This window comes from Amycolatopsis balhimycina FH 1894 (genome assembly GCF_000384295.1).
Taxonomy (GTDB): Bacteria; Actinomycetota; Actinomycetes; order Mycobacteriales; family Pseudonocardiaceae; genus Amycolatopsis; species Amycolatopsis balhimycina.
Window position 1 is genome coordinate 6,841,824 of record NZ_KB913037.1, and the last position, 19,218, is coordinate 6,861,041.

18 protein-coding genes are annotated in these 19,218 nt (G+C 71.0%); 10 read left to right on the plus strand and 8 right to left on the minus strand.

Annotated elements, in window-relative coordinates; genetic code table 11:
• Positions 1-8 precede the first annotated feature (8 nt).
• Together A3CE_RS0131340 and A3CE_RS0131345 are read left to right on the plus strand one after the other, a co-directional pair.
• Positions 9-800 (plus strand): ABC transporter ATP-binding protein, encoded by a 792-nt coding sequence (locus A3CE_RS0131340; RefSeq protein ID WP_020644058.1) that lies wholly within the window; start codon positions 9-11, stop codon positions 798-800.
• Complete coding sequence (locus tag A3CE_RS0131345) at positions 787-1,710, plus strand: ABC transporter permease (RefSeq protein WP_020644059.1); 924 nt, start codon at positions 787-789, stop codon at positions 1,708-1,710. Before A3CE_RS0131340 ends, A3CE_RS0131345 begins: the two co-directional genes overlap by 14 nt.
• Before the next feature lie 150 nt (positions 1,711-1,860).
• On the opposite strand, the gene A3CE_RS0131350 is transcribed toward A3CE_RS0131345, so the two are convergent.
• Positions 1,861-3,378, minus strand: a complete 1,518-nt coding sequence (locus A3CE_RS0131350; protein WP_020644060.1) for a DEAD/DEAH box helicase — start codon at positions 3,376-3,378, stop codon at positions 1,861-1,863.
• Between the two features lie 236 nt (positions 3,379-3,614).
• Here A3CE_RS0131350 and A3CE_RS0131355 point away from each other — a divergent pair, with 236 nt between their 5' ends.
• From A3CE_RS0131355 to A3CE_RS0131375, 5 genes are read left to right on the plus strand one after another with little or no spacing between them, the layout of a single operon-like run.
• Complete coding sequence (locus A3CE_RS0131355; protein WP_020644061.1) at positions 3,615-5,321, plus strand: acyl-CoA dehydrogenase family protein; 1,707 nt, start codon at positions 3,615-3,617, stop codon at positions 5,319-5,321.
• Entirely contained in the window at positions 5,321-5,767 is a 447-nt protein-coding gene (locus tag A3CE_RS0131360) for a nitroreductase family deazaflavin-dependent oxidoreductase (RefSeq protein WP_043791171.1), read from the plus strand. Before A3CE_RS0131355 ends, A3CE_RS0131360 begins: the two co-directional genes overlap by 1 nt.
• On the plus strand, positions 5,764-6,534 hold the full coding sequence (locus A3CE_RS0131365; protein ID WP_020644063.1) for a 2-keto-4-pentenoate hydratase: 771 nt from the start codon (positions 5,764-5,766) through the stop codon (positions 6,532-6,534). Before A3CE_RS0131360 ends, A3CE_RS0131365 begins: the two co-directional genes overlap by 4 nt.
• Before the next feature lie 29 nt (positions 6,535-6,563).
• The gene (locus tag A3CE_RS55495) at positions 6,564-7,178 is read left to right on the plus strand and encodes a VOC family protein (RefSeq protein ID WP_020644064.1); all 615 of its coding nucleotides are present in this window, start codon (positions 6,564-6,566) and stop codon (positions 7,176-7,178) included.
• Between the two features lie 9 nt (positions 7,179-7,187).
• Complete coding sequence (locus A3CE_RS0131375; RefSeq protein ID WP_020644065.1) at positions 7,188-7,601, plus strand: hypothetical protein; 414 nt, start codon at positions 7,188-7,190, stop codon at positions 7,599-7,601.
• A 173-nt stretch (positions 7,602-7,774) separates the two neighbouring features.
• Here the strand turns inward: A3CE_RS0131375 and A3CE_RS0131380 are convergent, their stop codons facing one another.
• Positions 7,775-10,162, minus strand: coding sequence for a Tex family protein (locus tag A3CE_RS0131380; protein ID WP_020644066.1), 2,388 nt, complete (start codon positions 10,160-10,162; stop codon positions 7,775-7,777).
• A 142-nt stretch (positions 10,163-10,304) separates the two neighbouring features.
• On the opposite strand from A3CE_RS0131380, the gene A3CE_RS0131385 reads away from it, so the two are divergent.
• Positions 10,305-11,774 (plus strand): chitinase, encoded by a 1,470-nt coding sequence (locus A3CE_RS0131385; RefSeq protein ID WP_026469060.1) that lies wholly within the window; start codon positions 10,305-10,307, stop codon positions 11,772-11,774.
• Positions 11,775-11,818: 44 nt separating this feature from the next.
• On the opposite strand, the gene A3CE_RS0131390 is transcribed toward A3CE_RS0131385, so the two are convergent.
• Positions 11,819-13,279, minus strand: a complete 1,461-nt coding sequence (locus A3CE_RS0131390; RefSeq protein WP_043791174.1) for a flavin-containing monooxygenase — start codon at positions 13,277-13,279, stop codon at positions 11,819-11,821.
• 90 nt (positions 13,280-13,369) lie between these two features.
• Complete coding sequence (locus A3CE_RS0131395; protein ID WP_026469061.1) at positions 13,370-14,467, minus strand: winged helix DNA-binding domain-containing protein; 1,098 nt, start codon at positions 14,465-14,467, stop codon at positions 13,370-13,372.
• 78 nt (positions 14,468-14,545) lie between these two features.
• On the opposite strand from A3CE_RS0131395, the gene A3CE_RS0131400 reads away from it, so the two are divergent.
• Complete coding sequence (locus A3CE_RS0131400; RefSeq protein WP_020644070.1) at positions 14,546-15,601, plus strand: AraC family transcriptional regulator; 1,056 nt, start codon at positions 14,546-14,548, stop codon at positions 15,599-15,601.
• On the opposite strand, the gene A3CE_RS0131405 is transcribed toward A3CE_RS0131400, so the two are convergent.
• Positions 15,522-16,193 carry a TetR/AcrR family transcriptional regulator gene (locus A3CE_RS0131405; protein ID WP_020644071.1) on the minus strand — a complete coding sequence of 224 codons (672 nt, stop codon included), beginning with the start codon at positions 16,191-16,193 and terminating at the stop codon, positions 15,522-15,524. The two genes, A3CE_RS0131400 and A3CE_RS0131405, sit on opposite strands and share 80 nt — an antisense overlap.
• A 193-nt stretch (positions 16,194-16,386) precedes the next feature.
• Between A3CE_RS0131405 and A3CE_RS0131410 the strand changes: the two genes are divergently transcribed.
• Positions 16,387-16,698, plus strand: a complete 312-nt coding sequence (locus A3CE_RS0131410) for a hypothetical protein (protein ID WP_020644072.1) — start codon at positions 16,387-16,389, stop codon at positions 16,696-16,698.
• A gap of 102 nt (positions 16,699-16,800) precedes the next feature.
• Here the strand turns inward: A3CE_RS0131410 and A3CE_RS0131415 are convergent, their stop codons facing one another.
• Genes A3CE_RS0131415 through paaI form a run of 3 tightly spaced genes read right to left on the minus strand, consistent with a single transcriptional unit; the run spans position 16,801 to position 19,081 of the window.
• The gene (locus A3CE_RS0131415; protein WP_020644073.1) at positions 16,801-17,394 is read right to left on the minus strand and encodes a TetR/AcrR family transcriptional regulator; all 594 of its coding nucleotides are present in this window, start codon (positions 17,392-17,394) and stop codon (positions 16,801-16,803) included.
• Positions 17,391-18,668, minus strand: coding sequence for a phenylacetate--CoA ligase PaaK (gene paaK / locus A3CE_RS0131420; RefSeq protein ID WP_020644074.1), 1,278 nt, complete (start codon positions 18,666-18,668; stop codon positions 17,391-17,393). The genes A3CE_RS0131415 and paaK overlap by 4 nt, the downstream gene beginning before the upstream one ends.
• Positions 18,665-19,081 (minus strand): hydroxyphenylacetyl-CoA thioesterase PaaI, encoded by a 417-nt coding sequence (gene paaI, locus A3CE_RS0131425; protein WP_020644075.1) that lies wholly within the window; start codon positions 19,079-19,081, stop codon positions 18,665-18,667. The genes paaK and paaI overlap by 4 nt, the downstream gene beginning before the upstream one ends.
• Positions 19,082-19,218: the final 137 nt, after the last annotated feature.

Here is a 19,218-nt window from a genome sequence, read left to right on the forward strand (position 1 = left end):
AGTCAGCGATGACCACGACCCTCCCGACCGGCCGGTCCAGTTTCACCGGCGCGACCGCGGTCCGGCTCGACGGCGTCCGCAAGACGTTCGGCACGGCCGGCCGCGCGGTCGTCGCGCTGGACGGCGTGGACCTGACGGTCGCGCCCGGCGAGTTCGTCTGCCTGCTCGGCGCCTCCGGCTGCGGCAAGAGCACGCTGCTGAACCTGGTCGCCGGGCTGGACGCGCCGTCGGCGGGGGAGATCACGCTGAACACCTCCCGGCCGGCGGTGATGTTCCAGGAAGCCGCGCTGATGCCGTGGCTGACCGCGGCCCGCAACGTCGAGCTGCCGCTGCGGCTGGCCGGATTCGGCCGGGCCGAGCGCCGCGAAAAGGCCGCCGAGCTGCTGGACCTGGTCCGCCTGAACGGCGCGGGCGGCAAGCGGCCGCACGAGCTGTCCGGCGGCATGCGGCAGCGCGTCGCGCTGGCCCGCGCCCTGGCCGCGACCCTGCGCGTCGGCGGCGACCCGGAACAGTCGCTCCTGCTGATGGACGAGCCGTTCGCCGCGCTCGACGCCATCACCCGCGACGTCCTGCAGGGCGAGCTGCTGCGCGTCTACCGCAGCACGGGCACGTCCGTGCTGTTCGTGACGCACGACGTGCGCGAGGCGGTCCGGCTCGGCCAGCGCGTGGTGCTGCTGTCGTCACGGCCCGGCCGGGTCGTGCGCGAGTGGACGGACGTGCCGCTGGCCGACGCAGCTGAGCTGACCGAGGAAATCACCGGGCACCTGCGTGAGGTGATCAGCACCCATGCCGCAGCTTGACTCTGCTGCCCGGGGGTCGAACCCCCAGACCCCCGGGGGCGGCGGTGCTGACGTCGACCTGGACGCGGTCGGCGCCGGACTGGATTCGCTGGACGCCCCTGTTGGCGACCGCCGCCCGGGGTTCTGGAAACGCTTCGCTTGGGGCTTCCTGCCTCCGCTGGGCGCGCTGGTCCTGCTGATCGTCGTCTGGCAGATCCTCTGGGCCGCCGCCTTCTGGCCGGAGTCGCAGCTGCCGTCACCGGCGGCGGTGTGGGGCGAGTTCTGGGACATCGTCGTCGACGGCCAGGTGTTCGGCTTCGTCTGGACGTCCGTGCACCGCGCCGCGCTCGGCTTCCTCGCCGGTGTGCTCATCGGCACCCCGCTGGGCCTGGTCGTGGCTAAGGTCCGCGTGGTGCGGGCGGCGATCGGGCCGCTGCTGACCGGGCTGCAGAGCCTGCCGTCGGTGGCCTGGGTGCCGGCGGCGATCCTGTGGTTCGGGATCAACGACGCGGCCATCTACTTCGTGGTGCTGCTCGGCTCGGTGCCGTCGATCGCGAACGGCCTGGTGTCCGGCATCGACCAGATCCCGCCGATCCTGCCGCGCGTCGGCCAGGTGATGGGCGCGAACCGGCTGTCCTCGGCGCGGCACATCCTGCTGCCCGCCGCGCTGCCGGGTTTCCTGGCCGGGCTGAAGCAGGGCTGGGCGTTCTCGTGGCGGTCGCTGATGGCGGCCGAGCTGATCGCGCTGTCGCCCCAGCTGGGTGTCGGGCTCGGCGCGTACCTGAACCAGGGTTCGTCGTTCAACAGCATGGAGACGGTGATCGCGGCGATCTTCCTGATCCTGCTGGTCGGCGTGGGGATCGAGCTGGCGGTGTTCCGCCCGCTGGAGCGCGCCGTCCTGCGGGCCCGCGGGCTGACTTCGTCGCTCTAGAAGTTTCGCGCCTGGATGTCGAAGCCGCTTCCGCGGCGCCGATCATCGGCGCGTGGCGGTGCCTGCGGCTACGCTTGGAACGGCGAAGGGCCGGATGGGTCAGAGGCTGACCCATCCGGCCCTTCGCAGGTCCTGCGTGCCGGAGCCCGCTCAGCGCGGGCGTCGACCGCCCGCGCGAGTACCGGCCGAGAAAGCCGCCGCGCCGCTGCGGCGGTTGCCCGTCGCCGCCGGGGCGCCCGAGCGCCCGGTGCCGCCCGTCTTGCCCGCGCCGGCCGCGCCGCCCGATCGGCGGTTGGCTCCCGAACCGCCACGGCCGGCGTCGGCCGAACGCTGCGGCTGCTCGTCGCGGCGCGCCTGACCGTTCGCCCGGGCGCGCTGGCCGCCGCGGTTCTCCTTCGGCGTGGCGGGGCCTCCCCGGCGGCCGCGGCCGCCACCCGGGGCCGAGCCCGTGGCGGAAACCTTCTTCGGGCGGTTGTCCACCGGAGGCCGCTTCGGTGACGCCGTGAACGAACGCTCGCCGGGGGCCAGCTCCGCCAGCAGCGGGTGTCCCGGGCCGAGCTGGGTGGTCGTCGGCTTGATGCCCGCCTTGCGCGTGAGGTCGCGCACGTCGCGGACCTGCGCGTCGGTCATCAGCGTCACGACCGTGCCCGAGGCCCCGGCGCGCGCCGTGCGGCCCGAGCGGTGCAGGTACGCCTTGTGCTCGACCGGCGGGTCGGCGTGGATGACCAGCCGGACGTCGTCGACGTGGATGCCGCGGGCCGCGATGTCCGTGGCCACCAGCGTCTTCGCCGTCCCCGAGGAGAACGCCTCGAGGTTGCGCGTCCGCGCGTTCTGCCCCAGGTTGCCGTGCAGCTCGACGGCCGGGACGCCGGACGCCACCAGCTTTCGCGTCAGTGCCTTCGCGCGGCTCTTGGTCCGCGTGAACACCAGCGTGCGGCCCGGCGCGGCGGTCAGGTCGACCAGCACCTGCAGCCGGTGGGTCTCCTCCAGGTGCAGGACGTGGTGGTCCATCGTCGACACCGGCGACTGGGCCGAGTCGACGCTGTGCGTGATCGGGTCGTTCATGAAGCGCTTGACCAGCACGTCGACGCCGTTGTCCAGCGTCGCGGAGAACAGCATCCGCTGCCCGCGCGACGGCGTCTGGTCCATGATCCGCCGGACCTCGGGCAGGAAGCCCAGGTCGGCCATGTGGTCGGCCTCGTCCAGCACGGTGATCTCGATGGCGTCGAGTTTCACGTGCCCGGAGCGCATGTGGTCGGCGAGCCGGCCGGGGCAGGCGACGACGATGTCGACGCCGTCACGCAGCCGGGTGATCTGCGGGTTCGCGCTGACCCCGCCGAAGATGGTCGTCGTCTTGAGGCCCAGCGGCTTCGCCAGCGGCAGGATCGAGGCCTCGATCTGCGTCGCAAGCTCGCGCGTCGGCGCCAGGATCAGCGCGCGGGGACGGCCGGGCTTGCGCCGCGTCGGGCCCGCGGCGAGGCGCGCCAGCACGGGCAGCACGAAGCCGTACGTCTTGCCGGAGCCGGTGCGGCCGCGCCCCAGCACGTCGCGCCCGGCGAGGGTGTGCGGCAGGGTCGCCGCCTGGATCGGGAAAGGCTCGGTGACGCCCTGGGCGGCCAGTGCGGTCACCAGCGGGGCGGGCAGGCCAAGTTCGAGAAAAGTGCTCATAAGTGCTTGTGGGCGCGCTGAACGCCCTGGTCTCCATAACCTGAGAAGGGTTGTCCTGCCCGGCGCAGACCTACGTACGGCCGCGGCGCGTGGTAGTCGACAACAACAGCGGGCCGAGGCAGAACTGAGCGGCCCGCATGATCAGTATAGCGGGAAGGAGTGACGTACCCCCAGTGAGATTGCCCGCACTCGGACCGCCTTGCTAAGTTACCGGTCGGTAATCAAGGAGGAGTTCCATGCTGCTGAACCCGCACGAGTACGACCCGGCCCACTTCGACGCGGAGACGCGCCGGCTGCTCCGGGCCACCATCGACTGGTTCGAACAGCGTGGCAAGGCGAAGCTCACCGAGGACTACCACAACCGCACCTTCTACGCGGACTTCATCGAGTTCGCCGGCAAGGAAGGCCTGTTCTCGACCTTCCTGACGCCGGCCGCGAACGCCGGGGGCAACCCGGACAAGCGCTGGGACACCGGCCGCGTCGCGGCGCTGTCGGAAATCCTCGGGTTCTACGGGCTGAACTACTGGTACCCGTGGCAGGTCACGATCCTGGGCCTCGGCCCGGTGTGGCAGAGCGGCAACGACGTCGCCCGCAAGCGCGCGGCCGACGCCCTGGACGCCGGCGGCGTCGGCGCGTTCGGACTGTCCGAAAAGGACCACGGCGCCGACATCTACTCCTCCGGCATGGTGCTCACGAAGGACGGCGACGGCTACCGCGCCACCGGCTCCAAGTACTACATCGGCAACGGCAACTGTGCGCGCACGGTCTCGGTGTTCGGCCGCATCGACGGCGTCGCGGGCCCCGACCAGTACGTCTTCTTCTACGCCGACTCCGAGCACCCGGACTACCACGTGGTCAAGAACGTCGTGCCGTCCCAGATGTACGTCGCCGAGTTCCGGCTCGAGGACTACCCGGTGCACGCCGACGACATCCTCCACGTCGGCGCCGAAGCCTTCAGCGCCGCGCTGAACACCGTCAACATCGGCAAGTTCAACCTCTGCTTCGGCGGCATCGGCATGGCGACGCACTCGCTGTACGAGGCCATCACGCACGCGCACAACCGCGTGCTGTACGGCAAGCCCGTGACGAACTTCCCGCACGTCCGCCGCGAGTTCGTCGAGGCCTACGCGCGGCTGACCGCGATGAAGCTGTTCTCCGACCGCGCCGTCGACTACTTCCGCAGCGCCGGCCCGGACGACCGGCGCTACCTGCTGTTCAACCCGATCACCAAGATGAAGGTGACCACCGAGGCGCAGAAGGTGATCGGCCTGGTCGCCGACGTCGTGGCCGCCAAGGGCTTCGAGGCCGACACCTACCTGGCGATGTCCAAGAACGACATCGACGGCCTGCCGAAGCTCGAAGGCACGGTGGCCGTCAACCTCGCGCTGATCGCGAAGTTCATGCCGAACTACCTGTTCGCGCCGCAGGAGTACGCCCCGGTCGGCACCCGCACCGACGCCGCGGACGACGAGTTCCTCTTCCGCCAGGGCCCGGCGCGCGGCCTGTCGAAGGTCCGCTTCCACGACTGGAAGACCGCCTACGCCGAAGCGGCGCACATCCCGAACGTCGCGCTGTTCACCGAGCAGGCCGGCTCGCTGGTCAAGCTGCTCACCGAAGCGGCGCCGGACGAGGCGCAGCAGGCCGACCTCGACTTCGGGCTCGCGCTCACCGAACTGTTCACCCTGATCGTGTACGGCCAGCTGATCCTGGAGCAGGCCCGCATCACCGGCCTGGACGACGAGGTCGTCGACCAGATCTTCGCGGTGCTGGTGCAGGACTTCAGCGTCGCGGCGGTGGACCTCAACGGCAAGGCGAGCTCGACCGAGGCCCAGCAGGCGATCGCCCTGGCCGCGCTGCGCAAGCCGGTGGTGGACGCGGAGCGCTTCGAGAACGTCTGGGCGCGCGTCCGCGCGCTTTCCGGGGTCTACGCTATGCACCCGTGATGGCGAGGAAGTACCGGCTGGGGATCATGCGGAAAGCCGCGAACGTCCTGGTGACGGCGTTCCTGGAACGCGGCATCCCGATCGCGGGGAGCACCGGGTGGCTGCTGACCACGCGCGGGCGGCGCTCCGGCGCCGACCGCACCACTCCGGTCAACGTCGTCGAAGTCGGTGGCGACCGCTGGCTCGTGTCGCCGTACGGGCAGGTCGGCTGGGTGCACAACCTCCGCGTCGACGCCACCGCCCGGTTGTGGCGCGGCCGCCGGCGCGAGACGTGGGAGGTCGAGGAGGCCGACGCCGCGACGGCCGGCCCGGTGCTGCGCGCGTACGTCCGCAAGATCCCGGTGACGGCGCCGTTCTTCGACGCGAAGCTGACCGACCCGGCCGAGGCCTTCGCCGTGGAAGCCGATCGACACCCGGTGTTCCGGTTGGCAAGATCACGGGTGTGAACCGGGAGCGGGCGGCGGAGCTGATCTGGGACGCGTGGCAGACCGGGAAACGTCTCGACGGTCTTCCGCCCGACGCCCGCCCGCACGACCTCGCCGAGGGCATGGCCGCGCAGGCGGCGCTCGCCGAGCTGGCCGGGCCGGTGTCCGGCTGGAAGATCGCGGCAACCACCGTGTACGCCCGGCAGTACCTCGACGTCCCCGGCCCGCTGGCGGGCGCGCTGTTCGAGCGGTTCCACCACGTCGAGGGCGCGCCGGTGCCGGCGGACACGATGACCATGGGCGTGGCCGAACCCGAGTTCGCGTTCCGGCTCAAGGCCGATCCGGGGCCGTCGCCGTCGCTGACGGCGATGCTCGACGCGGTCGACACGATGTTCCTGGCCCTGGAAATGCCGGACAGCCGCTACACCGACCACCAGCACGTGGGAGGCCCGCAGCTGCTGGCCGACGTCGCCTGCGCGGGCCGGTTCCTCGAGGGCCGGGCGGTCCCGGGCTGGCGCGACCACGACCTGCCCCGGCAGCCGGTGGTCCTGCACGCCGACGGCGCGGAGTTCGCCCGGGGCAGCGGAAGCCTGGTGCTGGGCGACCCGCGTCTGGCCCTGCACTGGCTGGCGATGGAGCTGTCCCGCCACGGCCGCTCGTTGCGCCCGGGCGATGTCGTGACGACGGGGACGGCGACCCCGCCGTGCCCGATCCGTGCGGGCGGCCACGTGGTGGCGGACTTCGGCGCGCTGGGCAGTGTCGAGGTGCGGTTCGCCGGGGGAGGGTAATTCGGCGGTTCCGCGGCTATCGTCGGCGCGTGGGCGAGCGCGGCAGGCCACGGCACCCGGACCGGCTGACCCCCGCCGAGTGGCGGGTGGTCGACGCGGTCCGCCACGGCCTGACCAACCGCGAGATCGCGCGGCGGCGCGGCACCAGCCAGGACGCCGTCAAGTTCCACGTCGGCAACGCCGTCCGCAAGCTCGGCCTCACCGGGCGGGCCGAGCTGCGCGCCTGGCGCGGCGCCCCGGCGGACAGCGCGCTCGCCGGCCGGACGCGTGAGGAGGCAGCGGTGCTGGGACCGATCGGGCAGGTTTCGCGGACGGTCGCGGATCTCGGCCGGGCGAAGGTCTTCTACGGCGACGTGCTCGGTCTCTCGCATTTATACACATTCGGCGACCTGGCGTTCTTCGACTGCGACGGCATCCGGCTGTTCCTGACCGCCGGCGAGCCGAAGGGTGCGGAGTCGGTGCTGTACTTCCGCGTTCCGGACATCGACGCCGTCTACGACGAGTTGCGTTCGCGGGGTGTGGAGTTCCTGGGCGCGCCGCACCTGATCTTCCGGCACGAGTCGGGGGCGGAGGAGTGGATGGCGTTCTTCACCGACCCGGACGGCCACCCGACGGCGATCATGAGCCAGGTCCCGCCTCGCTAGGGTGAGCGGATGCTGACGTTCCGTGCGGGGTTCCTGGTGCTCGCGGTGATCGTGGCGGCGCTCGACGCGGGATTCTGGCTGTTCACGCGAGCCCAGCACCAGACGACGGCGCGGATCGGCTTCCTGGTCGCGTTCGTGCTGCTGCTGGCGCTGCTCGCGGCATCCGCGGGACTGGTGCGCTGGGAGATCGCGGCACCACTGGGCGCGGCGTCGACCTCGGGCCTGTTCTTCGTCGGCGCGGCGGCGATCTTCAGCGTGGGCTTCGGGTTCCTGCTGACGGCGGTGCTGGAGGCGGCGTTGCTGCGCCGCATGGTGCTCGACGCGTCCCCGGTGGGCTGGCGCGGCGGCCACGGGCTGATCAGCGCGGCCGCGGCGGTGGTGCCGGTGGCGTTGTTCGCGGCCGGTCTCTTCGCGCTGCGCTGACCGCAGAGGGCGAACCGGGCGCAACTTTGCCGGGCCCCGCCCGTCTCACCTGGCGGCCCCCACCCGCCCTGGGGGGCGTGCCCAAGTCCAGTCTATCGGCCCCCACTGACGAACCCGGCCGAAAAGCCGCCGGCCGGCGGAGTTGTCCACATCTCCGCCGGCCTGTGGACAACCTACTTGCCGAAGCCGGCCCGGCGAAGCGCCTCGGCCATCGACCCGCTGGCGTTGCCGCCGCGGTCCTTGCCGCCGCCACCGCTACCGCCGCGCCGGTCACCGCCGCCACTACCGCCACCACGGCGCTGGCCGCCACCCTGGCCGCCACCCTGACCGCCGCCCTGGCCGCGGTCACGCCGCTCGCCGCCGCGCGAAGACGCGGCTCCCGGCTCGTCGTCCAGGCGCAGCGTCAGCGAAATCCGCTTCCGCGGCACGTCGACGTCGAGGACCTTCACCTTCACGATGTCCCCGGGCTTCACGACCTCGCGCGGGTCCTTCACAAAGTTCTTCGACAGCGCCGAAACGTGCGCCAGGCCGTCCTGGTGCACGCCGACGTCGATGAACGCGCCGAACGCCGCCACGTTCGTCACCACGCCCTCCAGCCGCATGCCCGGCTTGAGGTCCGAGATCTTTTCCACGCCCTCCGCGAACGTCGCCGTCTTGAACGCCGGGCGGGGGTCGCGGCCCGGCTTGTCCAGCTCCGCCAGGATGTCCGTCACCGTCGGGAGGCCGAACGTGTCGTCGACGAAATCACCGGGGCGAAGAGACGACAGCGTCCGCGTGTTGCCGATCAACGCGCGCAGGTCGGTCCCGGTCGTCGACAGGATCCGCCGCACCACCGGGTACGCCTCCGGGTGCACCGCCGACGAGTCGAGCGGGTCGTCGCCGTCCGGGATGCGCAGGAAGCCCGCGCACTGCTCGAACGCCTTCGGGCCGAGCCGCGCGACCTCCTTCAGCGCGGTCCGAGACCGGAACGGCCCGTTCGTGTCGCGGTGCGTCACGATGTTCTCCGCCAGCCCCGTCGTGATGCCCGAAACGCGGGTCAGCAGCGGCGCGGACGCGGTGTTGACGTCCACGCCGACCGCGTTCACGCAGTCTTCGACCACCGCGTCGAGCGAGCGCGACAGCGAGACCTCGGACAGGTCGTGCTGGTACTGCCCGACGCCGATCGACTTCGGGTCGATCTTCACCAGCTCGGCCAGCGGGTCCTGCAGCCGCCGAGCGATCGAAACCGCGCCGCGCAGCGAGACGTCCATGCTCGGCAGCTCCTGCGAAGCGAACGCCGACGCCGAGTACACCGAAGCGCCCGCCTCGGACACGACGGCCTTCGTCAGGTTCAGCGAAGGGTGCTTCTTGATCAGCTCGATCGCGAGCTTGTCGGTCTCGCGCGACGCCGTCCCGTTGCCGATCGAGATCAGCTCGACCTTGTGCCGCGCGCACAGCGCCGCGAGCTCGGCGATCGACTGGTCCCACTTGTTCGCCGGCTGGTGCGGGTAGATGACGTGGGTGTCGACGACCTTGCCGGTCGCGTCCACGACCGCCACCTTGACGCCGGTGCGGAAGCCCGGGTCGAGGCCCATCGTGGCGCGGGTGCCGGCCGGCGCGGCGAGCAGCAGGTCGCGGAGGTTGGACGCGAACACGCGCACGGCGTCGTCCTCGGCCGCCTGGCGCAGCCGCATGCGCAGGTCGATGCCCAGGTGCAGGAGGATCTTGGTGCGCCACGCCCAGCGCACGGTGTCGCCGAGCCACTTGTCGCCCGGGCGCCCCTGCTGCGCGATGCCGAACTTCGCGGCGATGCGGTGCTCGTACTCGGTCGGCCCGACCTGGGGTTCGTCGGTGGGCTCCTCGGGCGCCATCGTGAGGTCGAGGACCTCCTCCTTCTCGCCGCGAAGCATCGCGAGGATGCGGTGCGAGGGGAGCTTGGTGTAGGGCTCGGAGAAGTCGAAGTAGTCCGAGAACTTGGCGCCTTCCTCCTCCTTGCCGGAGCGGACCTTGGCCACCAGGTGCCCCTGGCCCCACATCTTCTCCCGCAGCTCGCCGATGAGGTCGGCGTCCTCGGCGAAGCGCTCGACGAGGATCGCGCGGGCGCCGTCGAGGGCGGCCTGTGCGTCCGCGACGCCCTTGTCGGCGTCGACGAACACCGCCGCGGCGGCGTGCGGATCGGTCGCCGGGTCGTTGAGCAGGCCGTCGGCCAGCGGCTCGAGACCCGCTTCGCGCGCGATCATGGCCTTCGTGCGCCGCTTCGGCTTGTACGGGAGGTAGATGTCCTCGAGCCGCGACTTCGTGTCGGCGGCCAGGATCTGGGCCTCGAGGGCGTCGTCGAGCTTGCCCTGGCTCCGGATCGACTCGAGCACGGCGAGCCGTCGCTCCTCGAGTTCCCGCAGGTAGCGCAGCCGTTCCTCGAGCGTGCGCAGCTGCGCGTCGTCGAGCATGCCGGTGACTTCCTTGCGGTAGCGCGCGATGAACGGCACGGTCGACCCGCCGTCGAGCAGGTCGACGGCGGCCTTGACCTGTCCTTCGCGCACGCCCAGTTCTTCGGCGATCTTCTGCTCGACCGACACGCTCACTGCAACACGCTCCCGATTGGCCTGGATCCGATCGTCCCATTCTGCCGTTTCCGCCGCCCCGACTTTCGGATGGGGCTCCTTGACAATCAGATTGGTCTAGTCCATTTTGTGGTGACCTGCCTCACTGGTTTGTGGAGGTCCCATGGTCCCCAAGGCTCGCTTCGCCCTGTTGTCGTTACTATCCGTGGTTGCACTCTGTCTCGGTGTGACCTTCGTGCTCGCCGGCAGCGCTTCGGCGGCGAACATCCTGGCCAACCCCGGCTTCGAGGCCGGCACCACGGGCTGGACGTGCACCGCCACGCCGTCCGTGGTGAGCAGCCCCGTGCACAGCGGGAGCCGCGCCCTGAACGTGGCGCCGACGTCGTCGGACAACGCGCAGTGCTCGCAGACGCTCACCGTCTCGCCGAACACGGCGTACCAGCTGTCGGCCTGGGTCCAGGGCAGCTACGTCTACCTGGGCGTTTCCGGCTCGGCGACGACCAGCACGTGGACGCCCGGCACCAGCGGCTACCAGCAGCTGTCGCTGAGCTTCACCACCGGCTCGAGCACGTCGCTGACGGTGTACCTGCACGGCTGGTACGCCCAGCCGGCGTACTACGCCGACGACGTCAGCCTCGACGGCCCGGGCACCCCGCCCTCGACGACGCCGACCACGCCCACCACCCCGCCGACGACCACCACGACCCCGCCGACGACGACCACGCCGCCGCCGACCCAGGGTGACCTGCCGAAACACGTCCTGACCGGCTACTGGCAGAACTTCTACAACGGCGCCAAGGCGCTGAAGCTGGCGGACGTGCCCACGAAGTACAACGTCATCGCGGTGTCGTTCGCGGACGCCACCGGTACGCCCGGCGCAGTGAGCTTCACGCTCGACTCGGGCCTGTCTTCGCAGCTCGGCGGCTACACCGACGCGCAGTTCAAGGCCGACGTCAGGACGGTCCAGGCGCGCGGCCAGAAGGTGATCATCTCGGTCGGCGGCCAGAACGGCACGATCAGCGTCACGGACTCTTCGTCGGCCACCAACTTCGCCACCAGCGTGAAGTCGCTGATCGCGAACTACGGCTTCGACGGCGTCGACATCGACCTGGAGAACGGCATCAACGCCACGTACATGGGCCAGGCGCTGCGGAGCATCTACAACGGCGGCGGCAAGGTGATCACGATGGCGCCGCAGACGATCGACATGCAATCCACGGCCGGCGGCTACTTCCAGCTCGCGCTGAACATCAAGGACATCCTGACGATCGTCAACATGCAGTACTACAACTCCGGTTCGATGAACGGCTGCAACGGCAACGTCTACTCGCAGGGCACGGTCGACTTCCTGACGGCGCTGGCCTGCATCCAGCTGCAGGGCGGCCTGCGGGCGGACCAGGTGGGCCTCGGCCTGCCGGCCTCGTCCCAGGCGGCCGGCGGCGGCTATCAGGCGCCGTCGAACACGGTGTCGGCGCTGAACTGCCTGGCCCGCGGAACGTCGTGCGGCAGCTTCAAGCCGTCGGCGACGTACCCGTCGATCCGCGGCGCGATGACGTGGTCGATCAACTGGGACGCGTCGCAGGGGTACGCGTTCGCCAACGCGGTCTCGGCCGGGCTCGCCGGCCTGCCCTGACCGTGTGCTGAAGAGGCCCTCCCGGAAGCGCGGCCGGGAGGGCCTCACGCCACCCGGTAGTCCGCGACGTCGAGCCGCCGGGTCCGGCGGTCGTACTCGGTGACCAGGCCCGGCCAGTTGGTCGTCACGCGGCCGTCGGCCTGGCGGTACCAGCTCGTGCAGGCGCTCCAGACGCTGTGGCCCAGCCGTGCCTGCACCTCGGCGTCGTAGCGCTGTTCGACCTCCGGCCGGACGTCCAAAGAGGACACTCCGGGCCGGGCGAGCTGCTCCACCGCCTGCCGGACGTAGCGGGCCTGGCGTTCGATCATGTAGATGATGGAGCCGGCGCCGAGGTTCGTGTTCGGCCCGTAGACGCAGAACAGGTTCGGGAAGCCGGGCACGGTGATGCCCAGGTACGCCCGCGCGCCGCCGGACCAGGCGTCCCGCAGCGACCGGCCGCCCAGGCCGCGCACCTCGATCCGGCCGAGGAAGTCCGTCGCGGCGAAGCCGGTGCCGTACACCAGGACGTCCGCCTCGAGCTCGGTCCCGTCCTCGACCCGCACGCCGTTCGGGGTGATTTCGCGGATCCGGCGCGTCTCGACGTCGACGTTCGGCTGGGCGAGCGTGGGCAGGTAGTCGTTGCTGAAGAGGATCCGCTTGCAGCCCAGCGGATACGCCGGCTTCAGCTTCGCCCGCAGCTCCGGATCCTTGAGGTGGCGGCGCCGGAGCTGCGCGGTCCGCAGCTCGAACACCTTGGCCAGCAGCGGGTGGCGCGTCATCGCGTACGTCGCGTACTCGGCCAGCAGGAAGATCCGCAGGCGGCCGGGCAGCTGCGTGGGCGGCAGGTGCTCGAACAGCCAGTGCTGCCACCGCCGGTAGCTCGGATCGGACTTCGCCATGATGTACGGCGGCGTGCGCTGGAAGACCGTGACGTGTTTCGCGCGCTTCTGCAGCTCGGGCACGAATTGGATGGCGCTGGCCCCGGTCCCGACGACGGCGACGCGCTTCCCGGCCAGCTCGGCGCCGTGGTCCCACTGTGCCGAGTGGAAGGCGTCGCCCGCGAAGCGCTCACGGCCCGGGATGTCGGGCAGGACCGGCCTGGACAGCTGGCCGACCGCGGGGACGAAGACGTCGGCCTCGAACGTCTCGCCGTTCTTGGTGGCGACCCGCCAGGTGCCGGTGCCCTCGTCGAACGCGGCCCCGGTGACCTCGGCGCCGTACCGGATGTGCGGCTCGAGACCGTGCTTCGCGATGACGCGCCGCAGGTAGGCCAGGATGTCGGGCTGGTGCGAGAACCGCTTCGGCCAGCGCGGGTTCGGCTCGAAGGAGAACGAGTAGAGCGGCGACGGGATGTCACACGCGGCTCCGGGGTAGGTGTTGTCCCGCCAGACCCCACCGGGCCCGTCGGCGCGCTCCAGGATCGTGAAGTCGCCGAACCCGGCGCGCTTCAGCTCGATCGCCGTCCCGATGCCGCCGAACCCGGTGCCCACGATCAGCACCGAGGGGCCCTTCGCCGAACTACTCATGCGGAAAAAGCTACGGACCGAGAAGGTGTGACACCAGGGGACGATCGGTCACCCGATCGAGATTTCCGGCCAGCCGGGCGGGACGGGGCTTCAGTCCACCGGCAGCACCCGGACCTCCCGGGTCTCCGCAGCCGGCTCCGCCCAGCTGACCAGCCGCCCGGCCGCGCTCTCCAGCGCCGCCAGCTCCTTCTTCGGCAGCTTCTCTAACGGCGACAGCTCCACCGTCGCCGCCTTGCGGTCTTTCTTCAGCTCCCAGAAGCCGCGCACGTACCCGCCCACCAGCAGCGTCCCCTTGACCAGGCCGTTCTGCGAGATCACCCGCTTCCGGTAGTCGTCGGAGATCACCCGGGTGCGGTCCGCGTACGACAGGATCGTCTGGTCGAACGGCCCCAGCAGCCGCGGCGGGGTCGGGACGTCCTCGCCGGGCACCGTCAGCTCCGGCAGGTCCAGCAGCTCCCGGCCGTCCGGGTCGCGGTAGCGGCGCAACTCCATCGAAGCCGCCACCTCGCCCAGCCGGGTGATGCCCGCCCACGTCTGGACGTCCGCCACCGACGCCGGCCCGAAGGCTCGTAGGTACCGCGAAATCAGCGAAGCGGGCGAAGGCGGCGAGAGCGACGCGCCCACCCACTCGTCCAGGCACGCGTACGTCGTCTGCCCGGCTTTGCCCCAGATCGCCCGGGGCGGGGTCTGCACCAGCGGCAGCCGGGCCCGGGCGAGGTGCGTCAACGATGCCTTCGGGACGTCCGGCCAGCGCTGCGTCAGCTCGGCGCCCAGCGCGATACCCGGCATCGGCCCGCGGAGAAGCAGTTTCCGCGCCGCTTCGGCGATCGCGTCGTGGTCCAGCCCGGCCAGCTCGTGGGCGTGCAGCGCGTTCTGCTTGAGGTCGCGGTCGTACAGTCCCTGCACCACCGGGCGCCACGCCAGCGCGTCCGCCGCCGTCACCAGGTGGACCGTGCCGCGCATCAGCGCGATCCGCACCACCTGCCGGTTCTCGAGCAACGACGCCAGATCCGACGGCTGGAACGACGCCAACCGCGCCCACAGCGCGTAGTACGGCGGGAACGGCGCCTGTGCCTGGAGCCCGGCCAGGTGCTCCACCGCGTCGAAGGCGGACATCTTCGCGTGGCTCAGCAGCAGCTGGCGCTCCAGCATCGCGCGGTTCAGGGCCCTTCGGCTCAAGGTCTGCACGTCGTCACCCTAACGATCACCCAGGACAGTTCCGGTCCTCGATTGCCCGGCGGAAGCACCTGATCCATACTTCCGGCCATGGCCGAGCTCGCCGCGCCCGCCGTCGGGGACTGGGACTTCCCCCGCGGCACCGCGAGCATCGAGCTGATGACCCGGTTCGCCGCCGAACGCGGCCTCCCCGCCGGGCAGCTGCTCGCCGCGACGACGCTCTCGCCGGAGCTCCTCGCCGACCCGGCCGTCCAGGTCGACGCGCGTCAGGAGCTGGCCGTCGTCCGCGCGCTGGCCGGACTGGACGGTTCGGACGCGACGGCGCTGGAGCTCGGGCGCCGCTACCGCGTCAGCACCTTCGGCATCTTCGGCTTCGCCTGCATCAGCAGCCCGACGCTGCGCGACGCGATGCTGTTCGCCCTGCGCTACTTCGACCTCAGCTTCGCCTTTTGCATCCCGCACGTCGAGCTGCGGGACGACCGGCTGACGCTGGAGCTCGACGACAGCCGCGTGCCCGCCGACGTCGCCCGCTTCCTCGTGCTGCGCGACCTGGCCGCGATTTTCACCGTCATGCGCGACCTGCTGCCCGAGATCACGCTGGAGGACCTGGGGTTCCGGCACGATCCGTCCGCAATGGACGCCTACGAGACGACGTTCGGGCTGCGGCCCCGGTTCGGCGCCGACGCCTGCCGCGCGACGCTCGACCCGGCGCTGCTGACCCGGCCGCTGCCGCAGGCCAACGACCAGACCGTCGCCCTGTGCGCCGCTCAGTGCGACGCGCTCGTCGCGCGCCGGCGGCAGCGTTCGGGGATCTCCCAGCAGGTCAGGGAACGCCTGGTCCGGCTCGGGGGCGTCGACGCCGGGATGGACGAGATCGCCCGCCGGCTTTCGCTCAGCACGCGGACCTTGCGCCGCCGCCTGACCGAAGCCGGCACGAGCTACCGCGCGCTGGTCGACGAGGTGCGTCACACGCTCGCCGAAGAGCTGCTCGACACGGGCGCGCTGTCGGTCGAGGACGTCGCCTACCGGCTCGGGTACGCCGAGGCGTCGAGCTTCATCCACGCGTTCAAGCGCTGGACCGGGCTGACGCCGGCGGCGTTCGCCCGTCGCTTCCGCGCCGCTCGGCAAGCACCGCCGGGTAGGTGACCTTGAGCAGGTTGAGGATCGAATCGGTGAGGAAGGTGCGCAGCGCCGCGCGGTCCAGTGTGCCGCGGATCAGCCATTCGCGCGACGCCGCCCGCAGCATCCCGCCGAACGACCGGATCATCGCGCGCAGCTCTTCGCGCCCCTCGGTCACGCCGGTCATCAGGGCGGCTTCCAGAACCCGGTCGGCCGCGATCTCGTCGGCCTCCAGCATGATCCGCTCGATCTCGGGGTCGCGCCCGGCCGCCTCCGGCCCGATCACGGTCAGCCACGCGTCGCGGTTGCGGTCGACGACTTCGATCCACCGTTCGACGCCGATCGCCAGGCGCTGCTCCATCGTGGTGTCCGGCAGCGCTTCGGTGACCGGCGCGGGCACGATCATCATCTGCCGCACCACTTCCAGGTACAGCTCGCGCTTCCCGCCGAAGTAGTGGTTGATCAGCGGGCGCGCCACCCCGGCCGCCTCGGCGATGTCCGAAGTGGACACCGACGCGTAGCTGCCGGCGCCGAACAGGTGCCGGGCCGCGGCGAGGATCTCCGCGCGCCGCTCGGCCGGTTCGAGCCGGCGGCGCCGCGGCCGGGTCCCACTGGTCATCCGCTCAGCCTCGCGGGGGACCGGCACGCTGTCAACAAGTAGTTGACCCGATGTCAAAAGAGTGACTCCGGTGGCGGGCGCGCGGTGTTTCGCGCCAACCTTTGTCGTTACGCAACCGGAACAACCGGCCGGTAACTTCCCGGCACCCGGATGCGACGAGACGGCAGGGACCCGCGACTGGGGGCAGGAGCAGATGACCGGAGAAGACGCGCCGATCCGGCGGGCGGGACGCTGGGTGAGCGTCCGCCTGCAGCATCGCCACGTCAGCTTCGACGACGGTTTCGAAGCGGACGAGCCCCTGCCCGACGGCGACTGCGCGGACGAAGAGTCGCTGTCCTACTCGGGCATCGTGATCACCAGCTACGACCAGGGGGCCAAGGTCTCCGAGCGCTGGATTCCGCTGGGCGTCGACCCGTCCGAAGCGGACGACGAACGGCTCATCGAGCAGCTGCGTTCGGCCCTGCTGTGGCAGGCGGGCCGGCCGCCGCAGACCGCGGAGGACTGACCCGCCGCGGCTCGGCGGTCCGGGAGGTCCTGAATGACTCATTCAGGACGTGGGAGGTCTTGAATGAGTCATTCAGGACGCCGCCGCAGCACCGCTTCTCGCTCAGGAGCCGGTGCGCAGGCCCTCGAACGCCACCTTGCAGACCGCGTCCGCGACCTCGGCCGCCGCCGATCCGCGCCGCGGCTTGTACCACTCGACCAGCGAGTTGACCATGCCGAAGACCAGCCGCGCGGTCACCGCCGGATCGACGTCGGGGCGGACGTCGCCCTCCGCTTCGGCCTGCTTCACCAGGTCCGTCACCAGGCGGTCGAATTCGCGCCGTCGCGCCAGTGCCGCCCGCTCCACCTTCGTGTTGCCGCGCACGCGAAGCAGCAGCGTCACGAACGGCAGGCGGTCGGCGAGCACCAGCACGCTGCCGCGCACCAGGTGCTCCAGCCGGTCGATCGCGCGCCCGTCGAGCCGGGCCGTCTCGGACGCGACCTCGAACAGCCCGTCCAGAGCCCGGTCGACCGCCAGCCGCAGCAGTTCCTCTTTGCTGGGCACGTGGTGGTAGATCGCCGACTTCGTGATGCCGAGCTTGCGGGAGAGGTCCTCCATGCTCGTGCCGTCGTAGCCGCGCTCGTTGAACAGCTTCACCGCCACCTGCAGCAGTGATTCGAGGTCGTAGCCGGGGCGCCCGCGGCGCGGTGTCGTCACGGCGTCTCCCGCTGGTCGATGATCCGCCGCATCTTCCCCATGGACCGCTCGAGGGTGTCGGGGTCCACGACCTCCGCCGACACCGTGACGCCGACGCCGTCCTTCACGGCGGCGACCAGCTCGGCGGCCGCGCGCTGCCGGTCGTCGCCGGAAGCGTCGTGACGTGCCTCCACCCGCACGGTCAGGTGGTCGAGCCGTCCCCGCGTGGACCGGACGAGCTGGAAGTGCGGGCTCAGCCCGGCGGTCCGCAGCACGATCTCCTCGATCTGCGTCGGGAAGACGTTGACCCCGCGCAGGATGATCAGGTCGTCGGTGCGGCCGGTGACCTTGGCCATCCGCCGGAACGCCGGCCGCGCGGTCCCCGGGTTCAGCTCGGTCAGGTCGCGGGTGCGGTAGCGGATGATCGGCAGCGCCTGCTTGGTCAGCGACGTGAACACCAGCTCGCCGGTCTCGCCGCCGCCCAGGACCTCCTCGGAGTACGGGTCGATCACCTCGGGGTAGAAGTGGTCCTCCCAGATGTGCAGGCCGTCCTTCGTCTCGACGCACTCCTGCGCGACGCCCGGGCCCATCACCTCGGACAGCCCGTAGATGTCGACGGCGTCGAGGTCCAGGCGCTCCTCGATCTCGGTGCGCATCTGCTCGGTCCACGGCTCGGCGCCGAAGATGCCGATCTTCAGGGAAGAAGAACGCGGGTCGACGCCCTGTCGTTCGAACTCGTCGAGCAGCGTCAGCATGTACGACGGCGTGACCATGATGATCTCGGGCCGGAAGTCGGTGATCAGCTGCACCTGCCGCGCGGTCATCCCGCCGGACGCCGGGATCACGGTGCAGCCCAGCTTCTCGGCGCCGTAGTGCGCGCCGAGGCCGCCGGTGAACAGGCCGTAGCCGTAGGCGACGTGCACCTTGTGCCCCGGCCGCCCGCCCGCGGCGTGGATCGACCGGGCCATCACCGTCGCCCAGGTGTCGAGGTCCTGCTCGGTGTAGCCGACGACGGTGGCCTTGCCGGTCGTCCCGCTCGAGGCATGGATGCGGCGCACCTGGTCCTGCGGCACGGCGAACATCCCGAACGGGTAGTTCTCGCGCAGGTCCTGCTTGGTGGTGAACGGGAACTTCGCCAGGTCGGCGAGTTCCTTGCAGTCGCCGGGGTGGACGCCGGCCGCGTCGAACTTCTTCCGGTACGCGGGAACGTTCGTGTAAGCGTGCTTGAGTGTCCATTGCAGACGCTCGAGCTGCAGTACGGCCAGCTCGTCGGCGCTGATGTCCGTCTCGATCATGCTTCGTCCCGTTTCGCGGAGAGGACGCGGCTGCGGCCGCGGAATTCGGCGACGACCTCGGGGCCGCCGGGGGTCTCCCGGTGCACGGTGACGTCGTAGATGCCGTTGCGGCCGTAGCGGGTGCGCTCGGCGGCCGTCGCGACGAGGTGGTCGCCGAGCCGCCCGGCGGCGACGAAGGAGATCTCCGCGCCCGCCGCGACCGTCACCGGGCCGTGGGTGTTGCAGGCGCAGGCGAACGCGGTGTCGGCGAGGAGGAAGACGTACCCGCCGTGCGCGATGTCGTGGCCGTTGACCATCGCCCGGGTGATCGTCATGGTCGCCACCGCCCGGCCGTCGCGGGCTTCGACGAGTTCGATGCCCAGCGCGCGCGACGCCTCGTCGGCGGCGAACATGGTGTGCGCGGCGTTGGTCATTCCTGCTCCGTCCCCACTGACCGAATGGACGGTCACCTCGCGGTGCCGCTCAGTAAAGGCAGTGGTCGGTGCCGGTGTCAAGCGTCCGGCTCTTCCGATCTTCGGGCCCGGCGGTTACCATGCGATTAACTGAACGT